The organism is Pseudomonas sp. Z1-14 (genome assembly GCF_051132005.1).
Lineage (GTDB): Bacteria > Pseudomonadota > Gammaproteobacteria > Pseudomonadales > Pseudomonadaceae > Aquipseudomonas.
This window is the reverse complement of sequence record NZ_CP071646.1, coordinates 4,994,959-5,014,395: the sequence shown is the minus strand read 5'-3', so window position 1 is coordinate 5,014,395 and position 19,437 is coordinate 4,994,959. Positions and strand designations below refer to the sequence as shown.

The following is a 19,437-nucleotide window of genomic DNA, read 5'->3' as shown; positions in this document are numbered from 1 at the left end:
CAGGTAGTGAAAATAGACCCGGACTTGTCCGGGTTTGTTTTTTCTCGGGTCAGAGATCCGCCGTGTCATGTTCCGGATGGCGGCTCGACAACAGTTGCTGAAAATGGGCTTCGTCATTCAGCGAATGGACTTCAGCCATCAGGTGCGGATGGCGATCAAGCAGGCGCATCAGCACGAATAGCGATTGAGCCGGGGCAACTTCGCCACGTTCATAACGGGAAAAAGCGTTATGCCCGCCTCCGGATAGCAGTTTCACTGCGTCTTTTTGCGTGAGGTGCAGTTTGCGGCGAATGCGTTTGATTTCCGCACCTGTCGCCAGCGAGTAATCTTCCAGCAACTGGTCGCTGGCCTTGGAATAACGCTCGGCGCTGTCAGTGTCGTGATCGAATTCGATTTCACCGCAGATCCGGCATTCCCATCCGGCAATATCGTGTACTTGCCGAGTCACCTGCCTGTAGTCGACCGTAAAGCTACGGCCTTTGAAATGATGCATCGCGTCGATGCTGCCGCAGCTGACACATTGCTGGGTTTTCATTGGTTTTTCTCCTTGAAGGAGACCACCGGATGCCCACCGCCGGGGCGGTAAGTCACCTTGATGTAAATCTCCCGATCCTGAAATGTTGTGTGATAGACGTCTTGCCAGATTCGGTGATCGGCATACGTGGTCATCGATTTATGCAGCATCCTGTATTCCAACAGGTGAACGATCCGCAGCATCCGGGCGAGACTCAACATCATCCTTCGTCCGCCTTCGCGGGCGTTCAATGTGAACGCCTTGCTTCCCAACCTGTGAACCTCGGCCTTGACCACTGTCAGGTCGTAATGGGGTGTGCTCTTTTCCATAAGAAGCCGTTTGCCTTGTCTCAATGATTACCCATAAAGGGTAAATCTGACTAATCGAAAATTCGGATTCTTTGCCTCCAATAAAACGTAGGCGGTTGCCGTCCTACGCGAAGCTGACTAACATGTCAGAAAATTCATCCCATGATTGGATGAAAAGGCGAATTCCATGTCAGAAATGTCCCCGCTAATAAAGCGCTCCCTGGTCGATCAAGCCTTGGAGCAACTGCGCCAACGCATCAGCGACGGCGTGTGGGCTGTCGGCCAGCGCCTGCCTACCGAGCCGGAATTGGTCGCCGAGCTAGGCATCAGCCGAAACACGGTGCGCGAAGCCATGCGCGTACTGGCGTTTTCCGGATTGATCGAGATTCGTCAGGGCGACGGCAGTTACGTGCGTGCGGTCGTCGACCCGCTGGACACGCTCAAGGCGCTCTCCCGTTGCTCGTTGGAGCAGGCCCGGGAAACCCGGCACATCCTTGAAGTCGAGGCCATCGGCCTGGCGGCGCTACGGCGCACCGAGGACGATCTGCTTGCCTTGCGCCAGGCGCTGAAAACCAGCGGCGAGCATTATCACGGCGACCTGGAGCACTACATCGCCTGCGACCTGGTGTTCCATCGCCTGCTCGTGGACGCCGCGCACAACCCGGCCCTGAGCGAGCTGTATCGCTATTTCTCCAGCGTGATCGGCGCTCAGTTGCGTCAGAGCCTCAATATCATTCCGCGCCATCAACACGTGTTCGACCTGCACATCGAAATCCTCGAAGCCGTCGAACGCCAGGATCCGGAGCGGGCCAAGACCCTCTGCCGGCAGTTGATCAATGAACCCTGAACCCGAGCTTTCCATGTCCCGCGATCCGCTTGACCGCACTACCGCAACGCCGAACAAACGCGGCGCCGAACTCGATGAATTGCTGATCGACGCCGAGGCGGACGACGAGCAGGCCCAGCAGAGCCAGTCGCTGGTGCGCCGGCCCTGGTTGCTGCTGCTAGGCCTGATCCTGGTCGCGTTGAACCTGCGCCCGGCCTTGTCGAGCATGGCACCGCTGCTCAGCGACGTGTCGAAAAGCCTTGGCCTGTCGGCTGCCCAGGCCGGTCTGCTGACAACCTTGCCAGTGCTCTGCCTGGGCCTGTTCGCGCCATTGGCGCCAGTGCTGGCGCGGCGCTTCGGCGCTGAACGAGTGGTGCTCGGGATCCTGCTCACGCTGGCTGGCGGCATCATCCTGCGCAGCTCGTTCGGCCAGTTCGGCCTGTTCGCGGGCAGCATCCTCGCTGGCGCCAGCATCGGTGTGATCGGCGTGTTGCTGCCGGGCATCGTCAAGCGCGACTTCGCCAGGCAGGCCGGCACCATGACCGGTGTCTACACCATGGCGCTGTGCCTGGGTGCGGCGATGGCGGCCGGCGCGACGGTGCCATTGAGCGAACACCTGGGCCATGACTGGGCCCTGGGCTTGGGCTTCTGGATGCTGCCGGCCCTGCTGGCCGCCGTGTTCTGGCTGCCGCAAGTGGGCCAGAAACACGGGGCGCATCAAGCGGCGTATCGTGTCCGCGGGCTGCTGCGTGATCCCCTGGCCTGGCAGGTGACCTTGTACATGGGGCTGCAATCGTCCCTGGCCTACATCGTGTTCGGCTGGTTGCCGTCGATCCTCATCGGTCGCGGGCTGACCCCGACCCAGGCGGGGCTGGTGCTGTCCGGCTCGGTAATCGTGCAACTGGTCAGCTCCCTCGCGGCGCCCTGGCTGGCAACGCGCGGCAAAGACCAGCGCCTGGCCATCGTGATCGTCATGTTGATGGTGCTCGGCGGGCTGTTCGGCTGCCTCTACGCGCCCATCGAAGGGTTGTGGGGCTGGGCGATTCTGTTGGGCCTGGGGCAGGGCGCGACGTTCGCCCTGGCTCTGACGCTGATCGTGCTGCGCTCGCGCGACGCCCATGTAGCCGCCAACCTCTCCGGCATGGCCCAGGGCTTTGGGTATACGTTGGCGTCACTGGGCCCGTTCGCGGTCGGCGTGGTACATGACTTGACCGGTGGCTGGAATGCCTTGGGCTGGATCTTTGGCCTGGTTGGCCTGGGCGCGATCATCGCCGGCCTCGGCGCCGGTCGAGCGTTGTATGTCGGTGTCGTCAGCGAAAGAGTCGGCGAGCTTCGCTGATGTCATTTTCATAGCGAATGACGATAGTGTTCCTCGCGGCGGCAGATTATCGTGCAGGCCTTACTGAAACGATTTCCGGAGTCCGTCCATGAGCGATGCCCACACAGCCCTGATCATCCGGTTCTACCAGGCATTCCAGCGCCTCGATGCCGAGGCCATGAGCGCCTGCTACACCGATGACGTGGTGTTCAGTGATCCGGCCTTTGGCGAACTGCGTGGGCGCGATGCCGGCGACATGTGGCGCATGCTCACCACGCGGGCCAAGGATTTTTCCCTGACGTTCGATAACGTGCGCAGCGACGAACGTTCCGGCGGCGCCCATTGGGTGGCGACTTATCTGTTCAGCCAGACCGGCAATACAGTGGTCAACGACATCCAGGCGCGCTTCGTGTTTCGTGACGGCAAGATCTGCGAGCACCACGATCATTTCGACCTGTGGCGCTGGTCGCGCCAGGCCTTGGGCACCAAAGGCCTGCTGTTGGGCTGGACACCGCTGGTGCGCAACGCCGTCCGCGCCCAGGCGCTCAAGGGGCTGCGGGCGTTCCAGGCCAGTCGCTGATAAGATCGCGGCTTGTTTCCATCGCGGCTGTTGAATATTTCCGTGACCACCGTCGAATCACCCCCCGGCCTCGCTGCCCCCGCCACACCCGAACCGGCCAAGCCCTGGTTCGTCTACCTGGTGCGCGCCGCCAACGGCTCGCTGTACTGCGGCATCAGCGATGACCCGGTGCGGCGTTTCACCAAGCACCAGAGCGGCAAGGGCGCGCGTTTTTTCCTCTCCAGCCCGGCGGTCGCGCTGGTCTATACCGAGGCCTGCCGTGACAAGGGCGAGGCGTTGCGGCAGGAGCGGTTGATCAAAAAGCTCAAGAAAAGCGCCAAGGAATGCTTGGTGGCCAGTGCGCTGTCGCTTCATCAGCCAGGCTGATAGGCCTTCATCAGGCCGGTAGGCTGGTCCGGTCAGGCGCGCTAAGCTGCAAGACTTCATCCCAGCAGTGGCGAATCTCATGTCTGAACTGATCCTCCATCATTACCCAACTTCCCCATTCGCAGAGAAAGCCCGCCTGTTGCTGGGTTTCAAGGGCTTGTCCTGGCGTTCGGTAGGTATCCCGCCAATGATGCCCAAGCCGGACCTGACGGCCTTGACCGGCGGTTACCGCAAGACGCCGGTGTTGCAGATCGGCGCTGACATCTACTGCGACACGGCGTTGATAGCCCGGCGGCTGGAGCAGGAGAAAGCCTCGCCGGCGCTGTTTCCCGAGGGCCGGGAAATGATCGCTGCGTCCTTTGCGGCATGGGCGGATTCGGTGGTGTTTCAGCATGCGGTAAGCCTGGTGTTCCAGCCGGAATCGGTGGCGGTGCGTTTTGCCAAGTTGCCGCCCGAGGCGATCAAGGCGTTCATCAGCGACCGTGCCGGGCTGTTCAGTGGCGGCACGGCCACGCGTCTGTCCGCCGAGCAGGCCAAGCATCAATGGCCTGTGATCATGGCGCGCCTGGAGCAGCAGTTGCAGCGTGAAGACGGCGACTTCCTGCTAGGCGATCCGTCGATTGCCGACTTTGCCATGGCGCATCCGCTGTGGTTCCTCAAGGGCACGCCTGTCACTTCACCTTTGGTGGATGCTCACCCTGCGGTATCGGCGTGGCTGGCGCGGGTGTTGGGTTTCGGCCACGGTGCGTCGAGCCAGATGAGTTCCGAAGAGGCCCTGGAGGTGGCTCGCAATGCGACGCCGGCAGCGTTGCCGGATGAGTCATTCGAGGAGCCGAACGGGTTTGTGGCGGGGCAGCGGGTGAGCATCGCGGCGACGGATTACGGTGTCGATCCGGTGGTTGGGGAGTTGTTGTTTGCCGGTAGCGAAGAATTGATTCTGCGTCGTCAGGACGAGCGTGGCGGGGTGGTGCATGTGCACTTTCCGCGGTTCGGGTTTCGCATCGAGGCGGTTTGATTTTTGCTGAGGTGGTGACTGGGCTTCCGCTTTCGCGAGCAGGCTCGCTCCCACATTTGGCCGGGGGTGAGCCCAGGATTTGTGTTTGCCGCAATCACTGTGGGAGCGAGCCTGCTCGCGATGGGGTCATCAGGGCCGACATCACTGTTGGCTGGTAGAACTTATGTCGCGGCTAGGATTGAACACCCGCTCGATCTTGCCCCAGTTCTGGTACGCGACCACCACCAGCAGAACCAGCAGGCACTTTTTCAGTACCCGAGTGAGCATCAGTTACGCCGCTTGAGCTGATCGGTCAGCGAGGTCGGTAGACCCTTGATGATCAGCGTGCCGGCCTCTTCGTCGTATTCGATCTTCGAGCCCAGCAGATGCGCTTCGAAGCTGATGGACAAGCCTTCGGCGCGGCCGGTGAAGCGGCGGAACTGATTGAGGGTGCGTTTATCCGCCGGAATTTCCGGCGACAGGCCGTAGTCCTTGTTGCGGATGTGATCGTAGAACGCTTTCGGGCGCTCTTCGTCGATCAGCTCCGAGAGCTCTTCCAGGCCCATCGGCTCGCCGAGCTTGGCCTGGCTGCTGGCGTAGTCCACCAGGGTCTTGGTTTTCTCCCGGGCGTCGTCTTCGGGCAGGTCTTCGCTTTCGACGAAGTCGCTGAAAGCCTTGAGCAGGGTGCGGGTTTCGCCGGGGCCGTCGACGCCTTCCTGGCAACCGATGAAGTCGCGAAAGTACTCCGAAACCTTCTTGCCGTTCTTGCCCTTGATGAACGAGATGTACTGCCTGGACTGTTTGTTGTTCTGCCATTCCGACACGTTGATCCGCGCCGCCAGGTGCAACTGGCCCAGGTCCAGGTGGCGCGACGGGGTCACGTCCAGCTCGTCAGTCACGGCTACGCCTTCGCTGTGGTGCAGCAGGGCGATCGCCAGGTAGTCGGTCATGCCTTGCTGGTAATGAGCGAACAGCACGTGGCCGCCCACCGACAGGTTGGATTCTTCCATCAGCTTTTGCAGGTGTTCCACCGCCACGCGACTGAACGCAGTGAAGTCCTTGCCGCCGTCGAGGTATTCCTTCAGCCAGCCGCTGAACGGATGCGCCCCGGATTCGGCATGGAAGAAGCCCCAGGCCTTGCCTTGCTTGGCGTTGTAGCTCTCGTTGAGGTCGGCGAGCATGTTCTCGATGGCCGTGGACTCCGCCAGTTCGGAGTCGCGGGCATGGAGCACAGCGGGCGTGCCGTCGGGTTTTTTGTCGATCAGGTGGACGATGCAATGACGGATCGGCATGGATTTCTCGGCTGATGAAAGAGGGGAGGGCGCGCTCCCCGAAAAAGGGCCCAGTGTACCGCAATCACTGGTTTTGGAACGTGGTGAAGGCCCTTTCAGACCGGTCTGACACCCGGTGAGCATTTTTTTACCGATTTAGCGCAATAAAGCTGACCAAATGGGTAGGTAGAGGCGGATATTTCACAGGCGTTGTGCTAGTTTTGCCCGGTCTTACGCGAAGTCACTGCGTTAAGCGTGCATTCAGCATTTGTCAGGTCGAACCAAACCCGGATTTCGGCATCTATTACCCCGATCCGTCGTGGTGATGACCGAGGGCGGCTGATCAGATAGATCGGCTCGATGGCTGACACTGCACTCTGCAATCCATATGAATTTGATAGGGAAGGAACACTACATGGCTCTTACTAAAGACCAACTGATCGCTGATTTGGCTGAATCTGTAGACGCACCAAAAGCTACCGTGCGTGCGCTGCTGGACCAACTGGGCCAAGTGGTTGCCGATCAGCTGGAAAACGGCGGCGAACTGACCTTGCCAGGTGTTGGCAAGCTGAAAGTCACCGAGCGTCCTGCCCGTACCGGTCGCAACCCTTCGACTGGCGCAGCCATCGAAATCCCGGCCAAGAAAGTGATCAAGCTGGTTGTGGCCAAAGGCCTGACCGACGCGGTCAACAAGTAAGATCGTTTTATGAAAAACCGTGCCGCGGAGCGATCCGGGCACGGTTTTTTGTTGTCTTGAAAAAGTGGCCAGTGGTCAGTAATGCTATTCACTCAAGAAAAACGACGTACCTGTGGCGAGGGAGCTTGCTCCCGCTCGGCTGCGAAGCAGTCGTATTCCGGCGGGTACGGTGTGTTTGATGCTGCGTATTCGGCAGGTTTTGGGGCCGCTACGCAGCCCAGCGGGAGCAAGCTCCCTCGCCACGGGAATGTCGATACCTTAAGTGAACCGCATCAGGCTGTGTTGAGGGAGGTTCAGTCCTTGCGAGCCCAGCGCGCCTGGCGCCAGGCTTGTTGCTGCGCCTGGTCCTGAAAGGTCCAGGCCACGAACCGACTCTGCTTCTGCCCCTGGGACATTTCCACCACCTGGCTGTGCAGCGCTCCGGCCTTCTTCAGCGCGGCTTGAATTGCCGGCAGGTTCGACGCCTTCGATACCAGCGTGCTGAACCACAGCACTTGTCCGGCGATCTGGGCGCTCTCACTGATCAACTGCGTGACGAAGCGCGCCTCGCCACCCTCGCACCACAGCTCCGCCGCCTGGCCGCCGAAATTCAAGACCGGCAACTTGCGCTTCGGATCCGCCTTGCCCAGTGCCCGCCATTTTCGCTGGCTGCCCTTGGTGGCTTCCTCCAGGGAGGCGTGGAACGGCGGGTTGCACATCGTCAGGTCGAACCGTTCGGTACTTTCCAGAAGCCCCGACAGGATGTGCTTGCGGTTGGGTTGCTGGCGCAGCTGGATGGCTTTGTTCAGGCCGTTGGACTGGACGATGGCCTTGGCCGACGCGATTGCCGTCGGGTCGATTTCCGAGCCCAGGAAGTGCCAGCGGTAATCGCTGTAGCCGATCAGCGGATAAACGCAGTTGGCGCCGGTGCCAACGTCCAGCACCTTGACCGCCGCGCCGCGAGGGATTTCGCCTTCATTGTGGCTGGCGAGCAGGTCGGCGAGAAAATGCACGTAGTCGGCGCGCCCCGGCACGGGAGGGCACAGGTAGTCAGCCGGAATGTCCCAATAGGCGATGCCATAAAAGGACTTGAGCAGCGCCCGGTTGAACACTCGCACTGCCTCGGGGCTGGCAAAGTCGATGCTTTCCTTACCGTAGGGATTGATGATCACGAACTTCGCCAGTTCCGGTGTGCTCTTGATCAGCGCCGGGAAGTCATAGTGGCCCTGATGGCGATTGCGCGGATGCAGGCTGACCTTCTCCCGCGGCGCTTTGGCCTCGGCGACGGGCTTGGGCTTCTGGCGGGGAGGGCGGGGAGGGCGAGGGGCGGTCATGGCGGGTCGATTCAGGGCTGGCTCAAAAAGTGGCGGGCATTGTCCCACATTCGGCGTTGATGGCTGCGCGAATTAAATGTGGAGGCAAGCTTGTGTGGGAGCGAGCTTGCTCGCGATGGCTGTGTATCAGCTGGCATATAAATTGGCTGACCTGCCGCTATCGCGAGCAAGCTCGCTCCCACAGGTTCTCTATTGTCTGAAGGATGGAGCAGGCAGAAAAAAGGAGGCCACCAGGGCCTCCTTTTTCAGTTACATGCCACCGTTACAGGCTGGCAATCCGCGCGTGCTGCTCGGCCAGCTTGCCCAGGGCCTGTTCGGCCTCGGCCAGTTTGGCCCGCTCCTTCTCGATGACTTCGGCCGGTGCCTTGTCGACGAAACCGGCATTCGACAGCTTGCCGCCGACGCGCTGGACTTCGCCCTTCAGACGCAGGATTTCCTTGTCCAGGCGCGCCAGTTCGGCGGCCTTGTCGATCAGGCCGGCCATTGGCACCAGCACTTCCATCTCGCCAACCAGGGCGGTGGCTGACAGCGGTGCTTCTTCGCCCGTAGCCAGTACCGTCACCGATTCCAGTTTCGCCAGCTTCTTGAGCAGCGCTTCGTTCTCGTTGAGACGGCGCAGGTCTTCGGCGTTGGCGTTTTTCAGGAACAGGGTCAGCGGTTTGCCTGGGCCGATGTTCATTTCGGCGCGGATGTTGCGCAGGCCGAGCATGAAGGTCTTCAGCCACTCGATGTCGTCTTCGGCTGCCGGATCGATGCGGCTTTCGTTGGCCACCGGCCACGGTTGCAGCATGATCGTCTTGCCCTGGGCACCGGCCAGCGGTGCGACGCGCTGCCAGATTTCCTCGGTGATGAACGGCATGAACGGATGCGCCAGGCGCAGGGCCACTTCCAATACGCGAACCAGGGTGCGACGGGTGCCGCGCTGGCGCTCGACCGGTGCGTTTTCGTCCCACAGTACCGGCTTGGACAGTTCCAGGTACCAGTCGCAATACTGGTTCCAGATGAACTCGTAAAGCGCTTGTGCGGCCAGGTCGAAACGAAACTGGTCGAGCTGGCGGGTCACTTCGGCTTCGGTGCGTTGCAGTTGCGAAATGATCCAGCGGTCAGCCAGGCTCAGCTCGTAGGTTTCGCCGTTCTGGCCGCAGTCTTCGCCCTTGTCCAGCACGTAACGCGCGGCGTTCCAGATCTTGTTGCAGAAGTTGCGATAGCCTTCGACGCGGCCCATGTCGAACTTGATGTCGCGACCGGTGGATGCCAGCGAGCAGAAGGTAAACCGCAGAGCGTCGGTGCCGTAGCTGGCGATGCCCTCGGCAAATTCTTCGCGGGTGGCCTTCTCGATCTTCTTCGCCAGTTTCGGCTGCATCAGGCCCGAGGTGCGTTTCTGCACCAGGGTTTCCAGGTCAATGCCGTCGATGATGTCCAGCGGGTCGAGGACGTTGCCCTTGGACTTGGACATCTTCTGGCCCTGGCCGTCGCGCACCAGGCCATGGACGTAGACAGTCTTGAACGGCACTTGCGGCGTGCCGTCCTCGTTCTTCACCAGGTGCATGGTCAGCATGATCATCCGGGCGACCCAGAAGAAAATGATGTCGAAGCCGGTGACGAGCACGTCGGTGGAGTGGAATTTCTTCAGGAACTCGGTCTGTTGCGGCCAGCCCAGGGTCGAGAACGTCCACAGGCCCGAACTGAACCAGGTGTCGAGAACGTCGTTGTCCTGCGCCAGCGTTACGTCCGGGCCAAGGTTGTGCTTGGCGCGGACTTCGGCTTCATCGCGACCGACGTAGACCTTGCCCGACTCGTCGTACCAGGCCGGGATGCGGTGGCCCCACCACAGTTGGCGGCTGATGCACCAATCCTGGATGTCGCGCATCCAAGAAAAGTACATGTTTTCGTATTGCTTGGGCACGAACTGGATGCGGCCGTCTTCCACGGCGGCAATCGCCGGCTCGGCCAGCGGCTTGGTCGACACGTACCACTGGTCGGTCAGCCACGGCTCGATGATGGTGCCAGAGCGATCGCCTTTCGGGACTTTCAGCCCATGGTCGTCAACGCTGACCAGCAGGCCGGCGGCGTCGAACGCAGCAACGATCTGCTTGCGCGCTTCGAAACGGTCCAGGCCGGCGTATTCGGCCGGGATCTGGCCGTCGACGCTTTCGTTCAGGGTGCCGTCGAGGTTGAATGCCTGGGCGGCTGGCAGGACATTGGCGTTCTTGTCGAAGATGTTCAACAGCGGCAGGTTGTGGCGCTTGCCGACTTCATAGTCGTTGAAATCGTGGGCCGGGGTGATTTTCACGCAGCCGGTGCCGAATTCGGGGTCGCAGTAATCGTCGCCAATGATCGGGATGCGACGGCCAACCAGCGGCAGCTCGACGAACTGGCCGATCAGCGCCTGGTAGCGCTCGTCGTTCGGGTTCACCGCTACGGCGGAGTCGCCCAGCATGGTTTCCGGACGCGTGGTGGCGACGATCAGGTAATCCTTGCCTTCGGCGGTCTTGGCGCCGTCGGCCAGCGGGTACTTCAGGTTCCACAGGAAACCTTTCTCGTCGTGGTTCTCCACTTCGAGGTCGGAAATCGCCGTGTGCAACTTGGTGTCCCAGTTGACCAGGCGCTTGCCGCGATAGATCAGCCCGTCGTCATGCAGGCGCACGAAGGCTTCCTTGACCGCTTCGGACAGGCCATCGTCCATGGTGAAGCGCTCACGGCTCCAGTCCACGGACGAGCCGAGACGACGGATCTGACGGCTGATGTTGCCGCCGGATTCGTCTTTCCATTCCCAGACTTTCTCAAGGAATTTTTCCCGACCCAGGTCATGGCGATTCTGGCCCTGGGCTTCGAGGCGACGTTCCACCAGCATTTGCGTGGCGATACCGGCGTGGTCGGTGCCAGGCTGCCACAAGGTGTTGCGGCCTTGCATGCGACGGAAACGGATCAGGGCGTCCATGATCGCGTTGTTGAAGCCGTGGCCCATGTGCAGGCTGCCGGTGACGTTCGGCGGCGGGATCATGATGGTGTAGGAATCGCCCGCGCCTTGCGGAGCGAAATAATTCTCGGACTCCCAGGTGTTGTACCAGGAAGTTTCAATGGCGTGCGGCTGGTAGGTCTTATCCATGCGCGGCGGGACCCTATTGGCATTTATTCAGGAAAAGCCGGGAAGTATAGCGGGCGGGGCGAGTGCAAGCCACAGGCTGGGAGCGGCACGTCGGGTATATATAGGGGCAGTGAACCCTGTGGGAGCGAGCTTGCTCGCGATGGCGGTGGTTCAGCCTGCACTTATATTGGATGTGCCGGCCCCATCGCGAGCAAGCTCGCTCCCACAGAGGAAGATCAGTAGGTCTGTTATCTATTCGTACTGGCTCAACAACCGCTCCATACGCGCATCCAGCCGGCGTTTGATCTCGGTTTCGATGTGGGGGGCGAAATCGTCGATCACGTCTTGCAGGATCAGTTGGGCGGCGGCGCGCAATTCCTGGTCCAGATGCAACAGGGCGTCGGGGCCTTTTGGTTCGGCATTGGGGGCTGGCTTGGGTTCGGGCTGGCCGTTGATCGGTTCGAACAGCAGCGGAATCTGCTCGTCATGCACGGCTTCGTGTTCCACCGTGTCGGTCAACAGCGGTGGCTGCAAGGTATCGTCACCGAGCAGTTGGCGGATCGACTCGAGGTCATCCAGCAGGTGAGCAGGTTTTTGCGGCGGTTTTGGAGTGTCCATCGTAGGCTCAGAGTCGCTGTAAACGGTGGTCTTGCAGAGCATAGCCCTGTTCGCGGTAGAAACGGAAACTCTCCCGCGCGGCTTGCCGGATGGCCGGGTCTTCAACCACGACTTCCGCCACGCGGGCGAAACGCTGGGCAAACGCCGGCACTTTCAGGTCGAGATTGACCAGCAGGTCCTGATGCTGACCGCAGTCTTCCCCCAGCCCCAGCACGATCAGCCCTTCGGGTTCGCTTTCGGCCGGACCGTGGGGCACGAAACTCTCGCCCTTGAATGCCCACAGGCGCGCGTCCAGGTCTTCGCGCTGAGCGGCATCGCTGCAATGCAGATAGATGCGATGGCCCATGCGCCAGGCTTTCTCGGTGAGCTTGCAGGCGAAATCCAGTCGCGCCGAGGGATCGGCGCTGGGCAGGATGTAGAAGTCGACTTTGGTCATTGCGTTCCTTGAATCGCCGGTGCGTCACCCGAGGGCGACGCACCGGCGATCATCGGTGTCAGGCCTTGGCGCGGTCCAGCAGGTACTGGGTCAGCAGGGGTACCGGACGGCCAGTGGCGCCCTTGTCCTTGCCGCCGCTGGTCCAGGCCGTGCCGGCGATGTCCAGGTGCGCCCAGTTCAGGTTCTTGGTGAAGCGCGACAGGAAGCACGCTGCGGTGATGGTCCCGGCTTTCGGGCCGCCGATGTTGGCGATGTCGGCGAACGGGCTGTCCAGCTGTTCCTGGTACTCATCGAACAGCGGCAACTGCCAGGCGCGATCGTCGGCCTGCTGGCCGGCGCTGAGCAGTTGGCTGATCAGCTCGTCATTGTTGCCCAGCAGGCCCGAGGTATGGGCGCCCAGGGCGACGACGCAGGCGCCGGTCAGCGTGGCGATGTCGATCACCGCTTGCGGCTTGAAGCGTTCGGAATAGGTGAGGGCGTCGCAGAGCACCAGGCGGCCTTCGGCATCGGTGTTGAGGATTTCCACGGTTTGGCCGCTCATGGTGGTGACGATGTCGCCCGGGCGCGAAGCCGTGCCGCTGGGCATGTTCTCGGCGCAGGCGAGGATGCAGACCAGGTTGATCGGCAATTGCAGCTCGAGCACGGCGCGCAGGGTGCCGAACACGCTGGCGGCGCCGCCCATGTCGTATTTCATTTCATCCATGCCGGCGCCGGGCTTGAGGCTGATGCCGCCGGTGTCGAAAGTGATGCCCTTGCCCACCAGGGCGTACGGCTTCTCGGATTTCTTGCCACCGTTGTATTGCATCACGATCAGGCGTGGCGGCTGGGCGCTGCCCTGGCCGACGGCATAGAACGAACCCATGCCCAGGTCCTTGATTTTCTTCTCGTCGAAGACCTCGACCTTCAGACCCTTGAATTCCTTGCCCAGTGCCTTGGCCTGTTCACCCATGAAGGTCGGGTGGCAGATGTTCGGCGGCAGGTTGCCCAGGTCGCGGGTGAAGGCCATGCCGTTGGCGATCGCGGTGGCGTGGGTCACGGCGCGCTGGACTTCGGCCTGGGCGGCCTTGATGGTCAGCAGGGTGATTTTTTTCAGCGCACGGGGTTCGGCTTTCTGGCTCTTGAACTGGTCGAACTGGTATTCGCCATCCACCAGGGTCTCGGCCAGCAGGCGATTCTTGCCGTAGCTGTCGCGGCCTTTTACAACCAGTTCGTCCAAGGCCAGCACGGCGTCGCCACCGCCCAGGTTCTTCAAGGTGCCCAAGACGCCGGCAATGATCTTGCGGAACGGACGGTCGCCCAGTTCAGCATCCTTGCCGACGCCCACCAGCAGCACGCGTTCGGCCTTGAGGTTGGGGAGGCTGTGCAGCAGCAGGCTCTGGCCGACCTTGCCGGCCAGGTCGCCGCGCTTGAGCACGGCGCTGATGGCGCCGCCGCTCAAGGCATCGAGCTGGGTGGCGACGACGCCGAGCTGGCGGTTCTCACCAACGGCAACCACCAGCGTGGCGGTCTTCAACGTTTCTGGGCTGACGCTTTTTACAACCAGTTCCATGTCCGGATCCTTGAGTCAATGGTCAAGAGGCCAGGCGCCGCGACGACAGTGGCGCGCTGAACAGCTGTCTTCTATATAAAAGAAGCGCCGGAGCTTGCCGGCGACAAAGGCCGCAGTTTGAACCCCGGCGCCCGAAGCTGACAACCCTCGCAACGGTTAACTTTTTTGGCTGGGGAGCGTCTGCTTAAAGCATGCGCAGTGACAGGCGCCTCCAATCACAGGATAATGCGGCTCTTTTTTCGGCTGCTCGCAGTATGCGTCGGCTCGATACGTTTCTTGTTTGGCCGCCTAGCCTGACAATCGTGGAGTGTCTGGTTTGATCGTCTTCCGTTATCTATCCCGCGAAGTCCTGCTGACCCTGAGCGCGGTCAGTGCCGTGCTGCTGGTCATCATCATGAGCGGGCGCTTCATCAAGTATCTTGCCCAGGCGGCTTCGGGCGCCCTCGATCCGGGCTCGCTGTTCCTGATCATGGGGTTCCGCCTGCCGGGCTTCCTGCAACTGATCCTGCCGCTGGGATTGTTCCTCGGGATCCTGCTGGCCTACGGTCGCCTCTACCTGGACAGTGAAATGACCGTGCTGTCGGCCACCGGCATGAGTCAGCAGCGTCTGTTTCGCATCACTCTGTTCCCGGCCACATTGGTGGCGCTGGTGGTGGCCTGGCTGAGCCTGAGCCTGTCGCCCCAGGGCGCCAACCAGTTCCAGCTGCTGATCAACCAGCAGGACGCCATGACCGAATTCGACACCCTGGTACCGGGGCGCTTCCAGGCCCTGCGCGACGGGACGCGTGTCACCTACACCGAACAACTGTCGGACGACCGGGTCAACCTCGGCGGCGTCTTCATCACCCAGAAAAACGTCTCTTCGGACACCAAGAAGGACCGCGGCATTTCCGTGCTGGTGGCTGAGAAAGGCCGCCAGGAAATCAACCCCGACGGCAACCGCTACCTGATCCTGGAGAACGGCTATCGCTACGATGGCACCCCGGGACAGGCCGATTACCGGGCGATCAAGTACGACACCTACGGTGTGCTGCTGCCCAAGCCCGATGTCAGCGATGAAGTCACCGACCGCGATGCGATGCCTACCGCCAGCCTGCTGGGCAGTGATGACATCCGCGCCCGCACCGAACTGCAATGGCGCCTGTCGCTGCCGTTGCTGGTGTTCATCGTGACCCTCATGGCGGTCCCGCTGTCGCGGGTCAATCCGCGCCAGGGTCGTTTCCTCAAGCTGCTGCCGGCGATTCTTTTGTATATGGCCTACCTGACCATCCTGATTTCCGCCCGCAGTGCCCTGGAGAAAGGCAAGATCCCGCCGGCCCTGGGCCTGTGGTGGGTGCATTCGATCTTCCTGGTCATTGGCCTGGGCTTGCTCTATTGGGAGCCGTTGCGCTTGAAGCTGGCCAGTCGTCGCAGCGCGCTGGAGGTGGCCCGTGGTTAAACTCGACCGCTATATCGGCAGCAGCGTGTTCATGGCGATCCTCGCGGTGCTGGGGATCATTCTTGGCCTGGCGACCCTGTTCGCGTTCATCGACGAGATGGGCGATGTCAGCGATACCTATACATTGCTGGACGTGGCGAGTTACGTGTTGCTGACGGCACCACGGCGCCTGTACGACATGCTGCCGATGGCTGCGCTGATCGGTTGCCTGATCGGCCTGGGGAGCCTGGCGAGCAACAGCGAACTGACCATCATGCGCGCCGCCGGCGTGTCCATCGGCCGCATCGTGTGGGCGGTGATGAAACCGATGCTGGTGCTGATGCTGGTCGGGCTGCTGGTTGGCGAGTACGTCGCGCCGGCCACCGAGAACACCGCCCAGGCCAATCGCTCCCTGGCCCAGGGCGGCGGCGATGCCCAAAGCGCCAAGCATGGCTTGTGGCACCGCCAGGGTGACGAGTTCATCCACATCAACTCGGTCCAGCCTAACGGCACGCTGTACGGCGTGACCCGGTATCGCTTCGACGAAGAGCGGCACTTGTTGTCGTCGAGCTTCGCCAAACGCGCCAATTTCGCCGAGGATCACTGGCAACTGACCGACGTTACTACCACGTTGTTCCATGACAAGCGCACCGAGGTGGTCGCCGCTCCGCAGGAACGTTGGGACGTGCAGATCAGCCCGCAGTTGCTCAGCACCGTCGTGATGGCGCCGGAGTCGCTTTCGATCACCGGTTTGTGGGGTTACATCCACTATCTGGCGGACCAGGGCCTGAACAATGGCCGCTACTGGCTGGCATTTTGGGTCAAGGTGTTGCAGCCGCTGGTCACTGCCGCCCTGGTGTTGATGGCGATTTCCTTCATCTTTGGTCCGCTGCGCTCGGTGACCCTCGGCCAGCGGGTCTTCACCGGCGTGCTGGTGGGCTTCACCTTCCGTATCGCCCAGGACCTGCTGGGGCCATCGAGCCTGGTGTTCGGTTTCTCGCCGCTGCTCGCGGTGCTGGTGCCGGCCACGGTCTGCGCGCTGGCCGGGCTCTGGCTGCTGCGCCGGGCGGGTTGATCCATTTTATTGTGGCAGGGGGGCTTCTGTGGCGAGGGAGCTTGCTCCCGCTGGACTGCGCAGCAGTCCCCTGCAGCCTGCCTGACACATTGCCGTTGCGCATAATCGAGGGGCCGCTTCGCAGCCCAGCGGGAGCAAGCTCCCTCGCCACACGTGACGCTTGCACGATGGATCAGGTACAATTCCCGGCTATTTTTCGGCGGGCCATGCCTGCAGCCTTTTTGAGTGTTGATCCGTGAGTGATTTGAGTCATATCCGCAATTTCTCCATCATCGCCCACATTGACCATGGCAAGTCGACGCTGGCTGATCGCTTCATCCAGATGTGCGGCGGTCTGGCCGAGCGTGAAATGGAAGCCCAGGTCCTGGACTCCATGGACCTCGAGCGTGAGCGCGGGATCACCATCAAGGCCCACAGCGTTACCCTCTATTACAAGGCTCGCGACGGCGTCACCTACCAGCTCAACTTCATCGACACCCCCGGCCACGTCGACTTCACCTATGAAGTCAGCCGGTCGCTGGCGGCCTGTGAAGGCGCGCTGCTGGTTGTCGATGCCGGCCAGGGCGTCGAGGCCCAGTCGGTCGCCAACTGCTACACGGCCATCGAGCAAGGCCTGGAAGTCATGCCGGTATTGAACAAGATCGACCTGCCCCAGGCCGATCCGGACCGCGTGAAAGAAGAAATCGAGAAAATCATCGGCATCGACGCCACCGACGCGGTCACTTGCAGCGCCAAGACCGGCCTGGGCGTGGATGAAGTGCTCGAGCGCCTGGTCACTACCATTCCGGCGCCGACCGGCAATATCGAAGATCCGCTGCAGGCGTTGATCATCGACTCGTGGTTCGACAACTACCTGGGCGTGGTCTCCCTGGTTCGCGTGCGCCATGGCCGCGTGAAGAAGGGCGACAAGATCCTGGTCAAGTCCACCGGCAAGATCCACCTGGTGGACAGCGTCGGTGTGTTCAATCCGAAACACTCCGCCACCGTCGACCTGAAGGCCGGCGAAGTCGGCTTCATCATCGCCGGCATCAAGGACATCCACGGTGCGCCGGTCGGCGACACCCTGACCTTGAGCTCGACCCCCGACGTCGACGTGCTGCCGGGCTTCAAGCGCATCCAGCCGCAGGTCTATGCCGGCCTGTTCCCGGTCAGCTCCGATGACTTCGAGGATTTCCGCGAAGCCTTGCAGAAACTGACCCTGAACGACTCGTCCCTGCAGTACACCCCGGAAAGCTCCGACGCCCTGGGCTTCGGCTTCCGCTGCGGGTTCCTCGGCATGCTGCACATGGAAATCATCCAGGAGCGCCTGGAGCGCGAATACGACCTGGACCTGATCACCACGGCGCCGACGGTAATCTTCGAGTTGCTGCTCAAGAACGGCGAGACCATCTACGTCGACAACCCGTCCAAGCTGCCGGACCTGTCGGCCATCGAGGACATGCGCGAGCCAATCGTGCGGGCGAATATCCTTGTGCCTCAGGAACACCTGGGCAACGTCATTACCCTGTGTATCGAGAAGCGCGGCGTGCAACACGACATGCTGTTCCTCGGCACGCAGGTCCAGGTGACCTACGACTTGCCGATGAACGAAGTGGTGCTGGACTTCTTCGACCGCCTGAAATCCACCAGCCGCGGCTATGCTTCGCTGGACTATCATTTCGATCGTTACCAATCGGCTAATCTGGTGAAGCTGGATGTGCTGATCAACGGCGAAAAAGTCGATGCCCTGGCATTGATCGTGCACCGTGACAACGCGCATTACAAAGGTCGTGCGTTGACCGAGAAGATGAAGGAGCTGATTCCGCGGCAGATGTTCGACGTGGCAATCCAGGCCGCCATTGGCGGGCAGATTGTGGCGCGCACAACCGTCAAGGCACTCAGAAAGAACGTATTGGCCAAATGCTACGGCGGCGACGTCAGCCGTAAGCGCAAGCTGTTGGAAAAGCAGAAGGCCGGTAAAAAACGCATGAAGCAGGTCGGTAACGTGGAAATTCCACAGGAAGCCTTCCTTGCGGTGCTCAGGTTGGATAGTTAGGTCCTATGTCGCTAAATTTCCCGCTGTTGCTGGTGATCGCCGTGTTCGTCTGCGGCCTGTTGGCGTTGCTTGATCTGTTGTTCCTGGCGCCTCGGCGTCGGGCCGCCATTGCCTCATATCAGGGCAGCGTCAGCCAGCCTGATGGCGTGGTCATCGAAAAGCTCAACAAGGAACCGCTGCTGGTCGAATACGGCAAGTCGTTCTTCCCGGTGCTGTTCATCGTCCTAGTGCTGCGCTCGTTCCTGGTGGAGCCGTTCCAGATCCCGTCCGGCTCGATGAAGCCGACCCTGGACGTGGGCGACTTCATCCTGGTGAACAAGTTTTCCTACGGGATCCGGCTGCCGGTGATCGACAAGAAAGTCATCGAGATCGGCGACCCGCAACGGGGTGATGTCATGGTGTTCCGCTTCCCGAGCGACCCGAACGTCAACTACATCAAGCGTGTGGTCGGCCTGCCGGGCGACAGGATTCGCTACACCGCCGACAAGCGTCTGTTCGTCAACGGCGAACTGGTAGCCGAGCAGTTGATCGGCTCCGAGCCGGGCACGCTGGGCAGTGCCGAGCTCTACAAGGAAAAACTCGGCGAGGCGGAACACCTGATCCGCAAGGAAATGAGCCGCTACCGCGCCACGCCGGACCATTCGTGGACCGTGCCGGCCGGGCACTATTTCATGATGGGCGACAACCGCGACAACTCCAACGACAGCCGCTACTGGGATGATCCGAACATTCCCAGGGACATGCTGGGCATGGTCCCCGACCGCAATATCGTCGGCAAGGCCTTTGCGGTCTGGATGAGCTGGCCGGAACCCAAACTCAGTCACCTGCCGAATTTTTCGCGGGTTGGCCTGATCAAGTAATCACACACGGCGCTGTTGAACACAGCGCCGAATGCATTTCTGGAGCCTGCACAAGGTTGCCCGAAGGCATGAAGCCAACGATAGTCAGGACGTCATTTTTGAACACAGCGTTAATTGTCCCAAGCCAACGGCGCTCAGTCGCCGTGGCGGTGGAATCCAGCCACGAACTCAG

General features: G+C 61.3%; 18 protein-coding genes and 1 pseudogene. 10 read left to right on the top strand and 9 right to left on the bottom strand.

Annotated elements, in window-relative coordinates:
• Positions 1–49 precede the first annotated feature (49 nt).
• Both J3P89_RS23165 and J3P89_RS23160 read right to left on the bottom strand, forming a co-directional pair.
• A complete protein-coding gene (locus J3P89_RS23165; RefSeq protein WP_434695763.1) occupies positions 50–535 on the bottom strand; it encodes a type II toxin-antitoxin system MqsA family antitoxin in 486 nt (161 codons plus the stop codon).
• Positions 532–843 (bottom strand): type II toxin-antitoxin system MqsR family toxin, encoded by a 312-nt coding sequence (locus J3P89_RS23160; protein ID WP_434625899.1) that lies wholly within the window; start codon positions 841–843, stop codon positions 532–534. Before J3P89_RS23160 ends, J3P89_RS23165 begins: the two co-directional genes overlap by 4 nt.
• 166 nt (positions 844–1,009) lie before the next feature.
• Between J3P89_RS23160 and J3P89_RS23155 the strand changes: the two genes are divergently transcribed.
• From J3P89_RS23155 to J3P89_RS23135, 5 genes are all read left to right on the top strand, one after another.
• On the top strand, positions 1,010–1,669 hold the full coding sequence (locus tag J3P89_RS23155; RefSeq protein ID WP_434695762.1) for a FadR/GntR family transcriptional regulator: 660 nt from the start codon (positions 1,010–1,012) through the stop codon (positions 1,667–1,669).
• Complete coding sequence (locus J3P89_RS23150; protein ID WP_434695761.1) at positions 1,659–2,987, top strand: CynX/NimT family MFS transporter; 1,329 nt, start codon at positions 1,659–1,661, stop codon at positions 2,985–2,987. The genes J3P89_RS23155 and J3P89_RS23150 overlap by 11 nt, the downstream gene beginning before the upstream one ends.
• Positions 2,988–3,075: 88 nt before the next feature.
• Entirely contained in the window at positions 3,076–3,546 is a 471-nt protein-coding gene (locus J3P89_RS23145) for a nuclear transport factor 2 family protein (RefSeq protein ID WP_434695760.1), read from the top strand.
• A gap of 42 nt (positions 3,547–3,588) precedes the next feature.
• Entirely contained in the window at positions 3,589–3,912 is a 324-nt protein-coding gene (locus J3P89_RS23140) for a GIY-YIG nuclease family protein (protein ID WP_434695759.1), read from the top strand.
• A 79-nt stretch (positions 3,913–3,991) separates the two neighbouring features.
• Positions 3,992–4,927, top strand: coding sequence for a glutathione S-transferase family protein (locus J3P89_RS23135; protein WP_434695758.1), 936 nt, complete (start codon positions 3,992–3,994; stop codon positions 4,925–4,927).
• Positions 4,928–5,074: 147 nt separating this feature from the next.
• On the opposite strand, the pseudogene J3P89_RS23130 reads toward J3P89_RS23135, so the two are convergent.
• Positions 5,075–5,194, bottom strand: a pseudogene (locus J3P89_RS23130) (glutaredoxin family protein); the annotation flags it as partial.
• Positions 5,194–6,198 carry a nucleoid-associated protein YejK gene (yejK, locus tag J3P89_RS23125; RefSeq protein ID WP_420765369.1) on the bottom strand — a complete coding sequence of 335 codons (1,005 nt, stop codon included), beginning with the start codon at positions 6,196–6,198 and terminating at the stop codon, positions 5,194–5,196. The gene yejK and the pseudogene J3P89_RS23130, both read right to left, overlap by 1 nt.
• Before the next feature lie 394 nt (positions 6,199–6,592).
• Between yejK and J3P89_RS23120 the strand changes: the two genes are divergently transcribed.
• Positions 6,593–6,874, top strand: coding sequence for an HU family DNA-binding protein (locus J3P89_RS23120; RefSeq protein ID WP_030139622.1), 282 nt, complete (start codon positions 6,593–6,595; stop codon positions 6,872–6,874).
• A gap of 293 nt (positions 6,875–7,167) precedes the next feature.
• Here J3P89_RS23120 and rlmF read toward each other — a convergent pair whose 3' ends face one another.
• From rlmF to J3P89_RS23095, 5 genes are all read right to left on the bottom strand, one after another.
• A complete protein-coding gene (gene rlmF, locus J3P89_RS23115; RefSeq protein WP_434695757.1) occupies positions 7,168–8,187 on the bottom strand; it encodes a 23S rRNA (adenine(1618)-N(6))-methyltransferase RlmF in 1,020 nt (339 codons plus the stop codon).
• Between the two features lie 262 nt (positions 8,188–8,449).
• A complete protein-coding gene (locus J3P89_RS23110) occupies positions 8,450–11,296 on the bottom strand; it encodes a valine--tRNA ligase (RefSeq protein WP_434695756.1) in 2,847 nt (948 codons plus the stop codon).
• A gap of 231 nt (positions 11,297–11,527) precedes the next feature.
• A complete protein-coding gene (locus J3P89_RS23105; protein WP_434625881.1) occupies positions 11,528–11,893 on the bottom strand; it encodes a DNA polymerase III subunit chi in 366 nt (121 codons plus the stop codon).
• A gap of 7 nt (positions 11,894–11,900) precedes the next feature.
• Positions 11,901–12,329, bottom strand: coding sequence for a DNA polymerase III subunit chi (locus J3P89_RS23100; protein ID WP_305496566.1), 429 nt, complete (start codon positions 12,327–12,329; stop codon positions 11,901–11,903).
• Between the two features lie 58 nt (positions 12,330–12,387).
• The gene (locus J3P89_RS23095) at positions 12,388–13,878 is read right to left on the bottom strand and encodes a leucyl aminopeptidase (protein ID WP_434569699.1); all 1,491 of its coding nucleotides are present in this window, start codon (positions 13,876–13,878) and stop codon (positions 12,388–12,390) included.
• A gap of 316 nt (positions 13,879–14,194) precedes the next feature.
• Between J3P89_RS23095 and lptF the strand changes: the two genes are divergently transcribed.
• The 4 genes from lptF to lepB all read left to right on the top strand — a co-directional run bounded on the left by lptF (position 14,195) and on the right by lepB (position 19,265).
• The gene (gene lptF, locus J3P89_RS23090) at positions 14,195–15,316 is read left to right on the top strand and encodes an LPS export ABC transporter permease LptF (RefSeq protein ID WP_434625879.1); all 1,122 of its coding nucleotides are present in this window, start codon (positions 14,195–14,197) and stop codon (positions 15,314–15,316) included.
• On the top strand, positions 15,309–16,370 hold the full coding sequence (gene lptG, locus J3P89_RS23085) for an LPS export ABC transporter permease LptG (protein ID WP_434625877.1): 1,062 nt from the start codon (positions 15,309–15,311) through the stop codon (positions 16,368–16,370). The genes lptF and lptG overlap by 8 nt, the downstream gene beginning before the upstream one ends.
• Positions 16,371–16,605: 235 nt before the next feature.
• Positions 16,606–18,405: a translation elongation factor 4 gene (gene lepA / locus J3P89_RS23080; protein ID WP_434695755.1), complete on the top strand. Its 1,800-nt coding sequence runs from the start codon at positions 16,606–16,608 to the stop codon at positions 18,403–18,405.
• A 5-nt stretch (positions 18,406–18,410) separates the two neighbouring features.
• Positions 18,411–19,265 carry a signal peptidase I gene (lepB, locus tag J3P89_RS23075; RefSeq protein WP_305496556.1) on the top strand — a complete coding sequence of 285 codons (855 nt, stop codon included), beginning with the start codon at positions 18,411–18,413 and terminating at the stop codon, positions 19,263–19,265.
• The last annotated feature ends 172 nt before the right edge of the window (positions 19,266–19,437 follow it).

Excerpts from the sequence above, each read along its gene's own strand:
- J3P89_RS23165 (WP_434695763.1), bottom strand. The coding sequence starts at position 535 with ATGAAAACCCAGCAATGTGTCAGCTGCGGCAGCATCGACGCGATGCAT.
- J3P89_RS23160 (WP_434625899.1), bottom strand. The coding sequence starts at position 843 with ATGGAAAAGAGCACACCCCATTACGACCTGACAGTGGTCAAGGCCGAG.
- J3P89_RS23155 (WP_434695762.1), top strand. The coding sequence starts at position 1,010 with ATGTCAGAAATGTCCCCGCTAATAAAGCGCTCCCTGGTCGATCAAGCC.
- J3P89_RS23150 (WP_434695761.1), top strand. The coding sequence starts at position 1,659 with ATGAACCCTGAACCCGAGCTTTCCATGTCCCGCGATCCGCTTGACCGC.
- J3P89_RS23145 (WP_434695760.1), top strand. The coding sequence starts at position 3,076 with ATGAGCGATGCCCACACAGCCCTGATCATCCGGTTCTACCAGGCATTC.
- J3P89_RS23135 (WP_434695758.1), top strand. The coding sequence starts at position 3,992 with ATGTCTGAACTGATCCTCCATCATTACCCAACTTCCCCATTCGCAGAG.
- yejK (WP_420765369.1), bottom strand. The coding sequence starts at position 6,198 with ATGCCGATCCGTCATTGCATCGTCCACCTGATCGACAAAAAACCCGAC.
- J3P89_RS23120 (WP_030139622.1), top strand. The coding sequence starts at position 6,593 with ATGGCTCTTACTAAAGACCAACTGATCGCTGATTTGGCTGAATCTGTA.
- rlmF (WP_434695757.1), bottom strand. The coding sequence starts at position 8,187 with ATGACCGCCCCTCGCCCTCCCCGCCCTCCCCGCCAGAAGCCCAAGCCC.
- J3P89_RS23110 (WP_434695756.1), bottom strand. The coding sequence starts at position 11,296 with ATGGATAAGACCTACCAGCCGCACGCCATTGAAACTTCCTGGTACAAC.
- J3P89_RS23105 (WP_434625881.1), bottom strand. The coding sequence starts at position 11,893 with ATGGACACTCCAAAACCGCCGCAAAAACCTGCTCACCTGCTGGATGAC.
- J3P89_RS23100 (WP_305496566.1), bottom strand. The coding sequence starts at position 12,329 with ATGACCAAAGTCGACTTCTACATCCTGCCCAGCGCCGATCCCTCGGCG.
- J3P89_RS23095 (WP_434569699.1), bottom strand. The coding sequence starts at position 13,878 with ATGGAACTGGTTGTAAAAAGCGTCAGCCCAGAAACGTTGAAGACCGCC.
- lepB (WP_305496556.1), top strand. The coding sequence starts at position 18,411 with ATGTCGCTAAATTTCCCGCTGTTGCTGGTGATCGCCGTGTTCGTCTGC.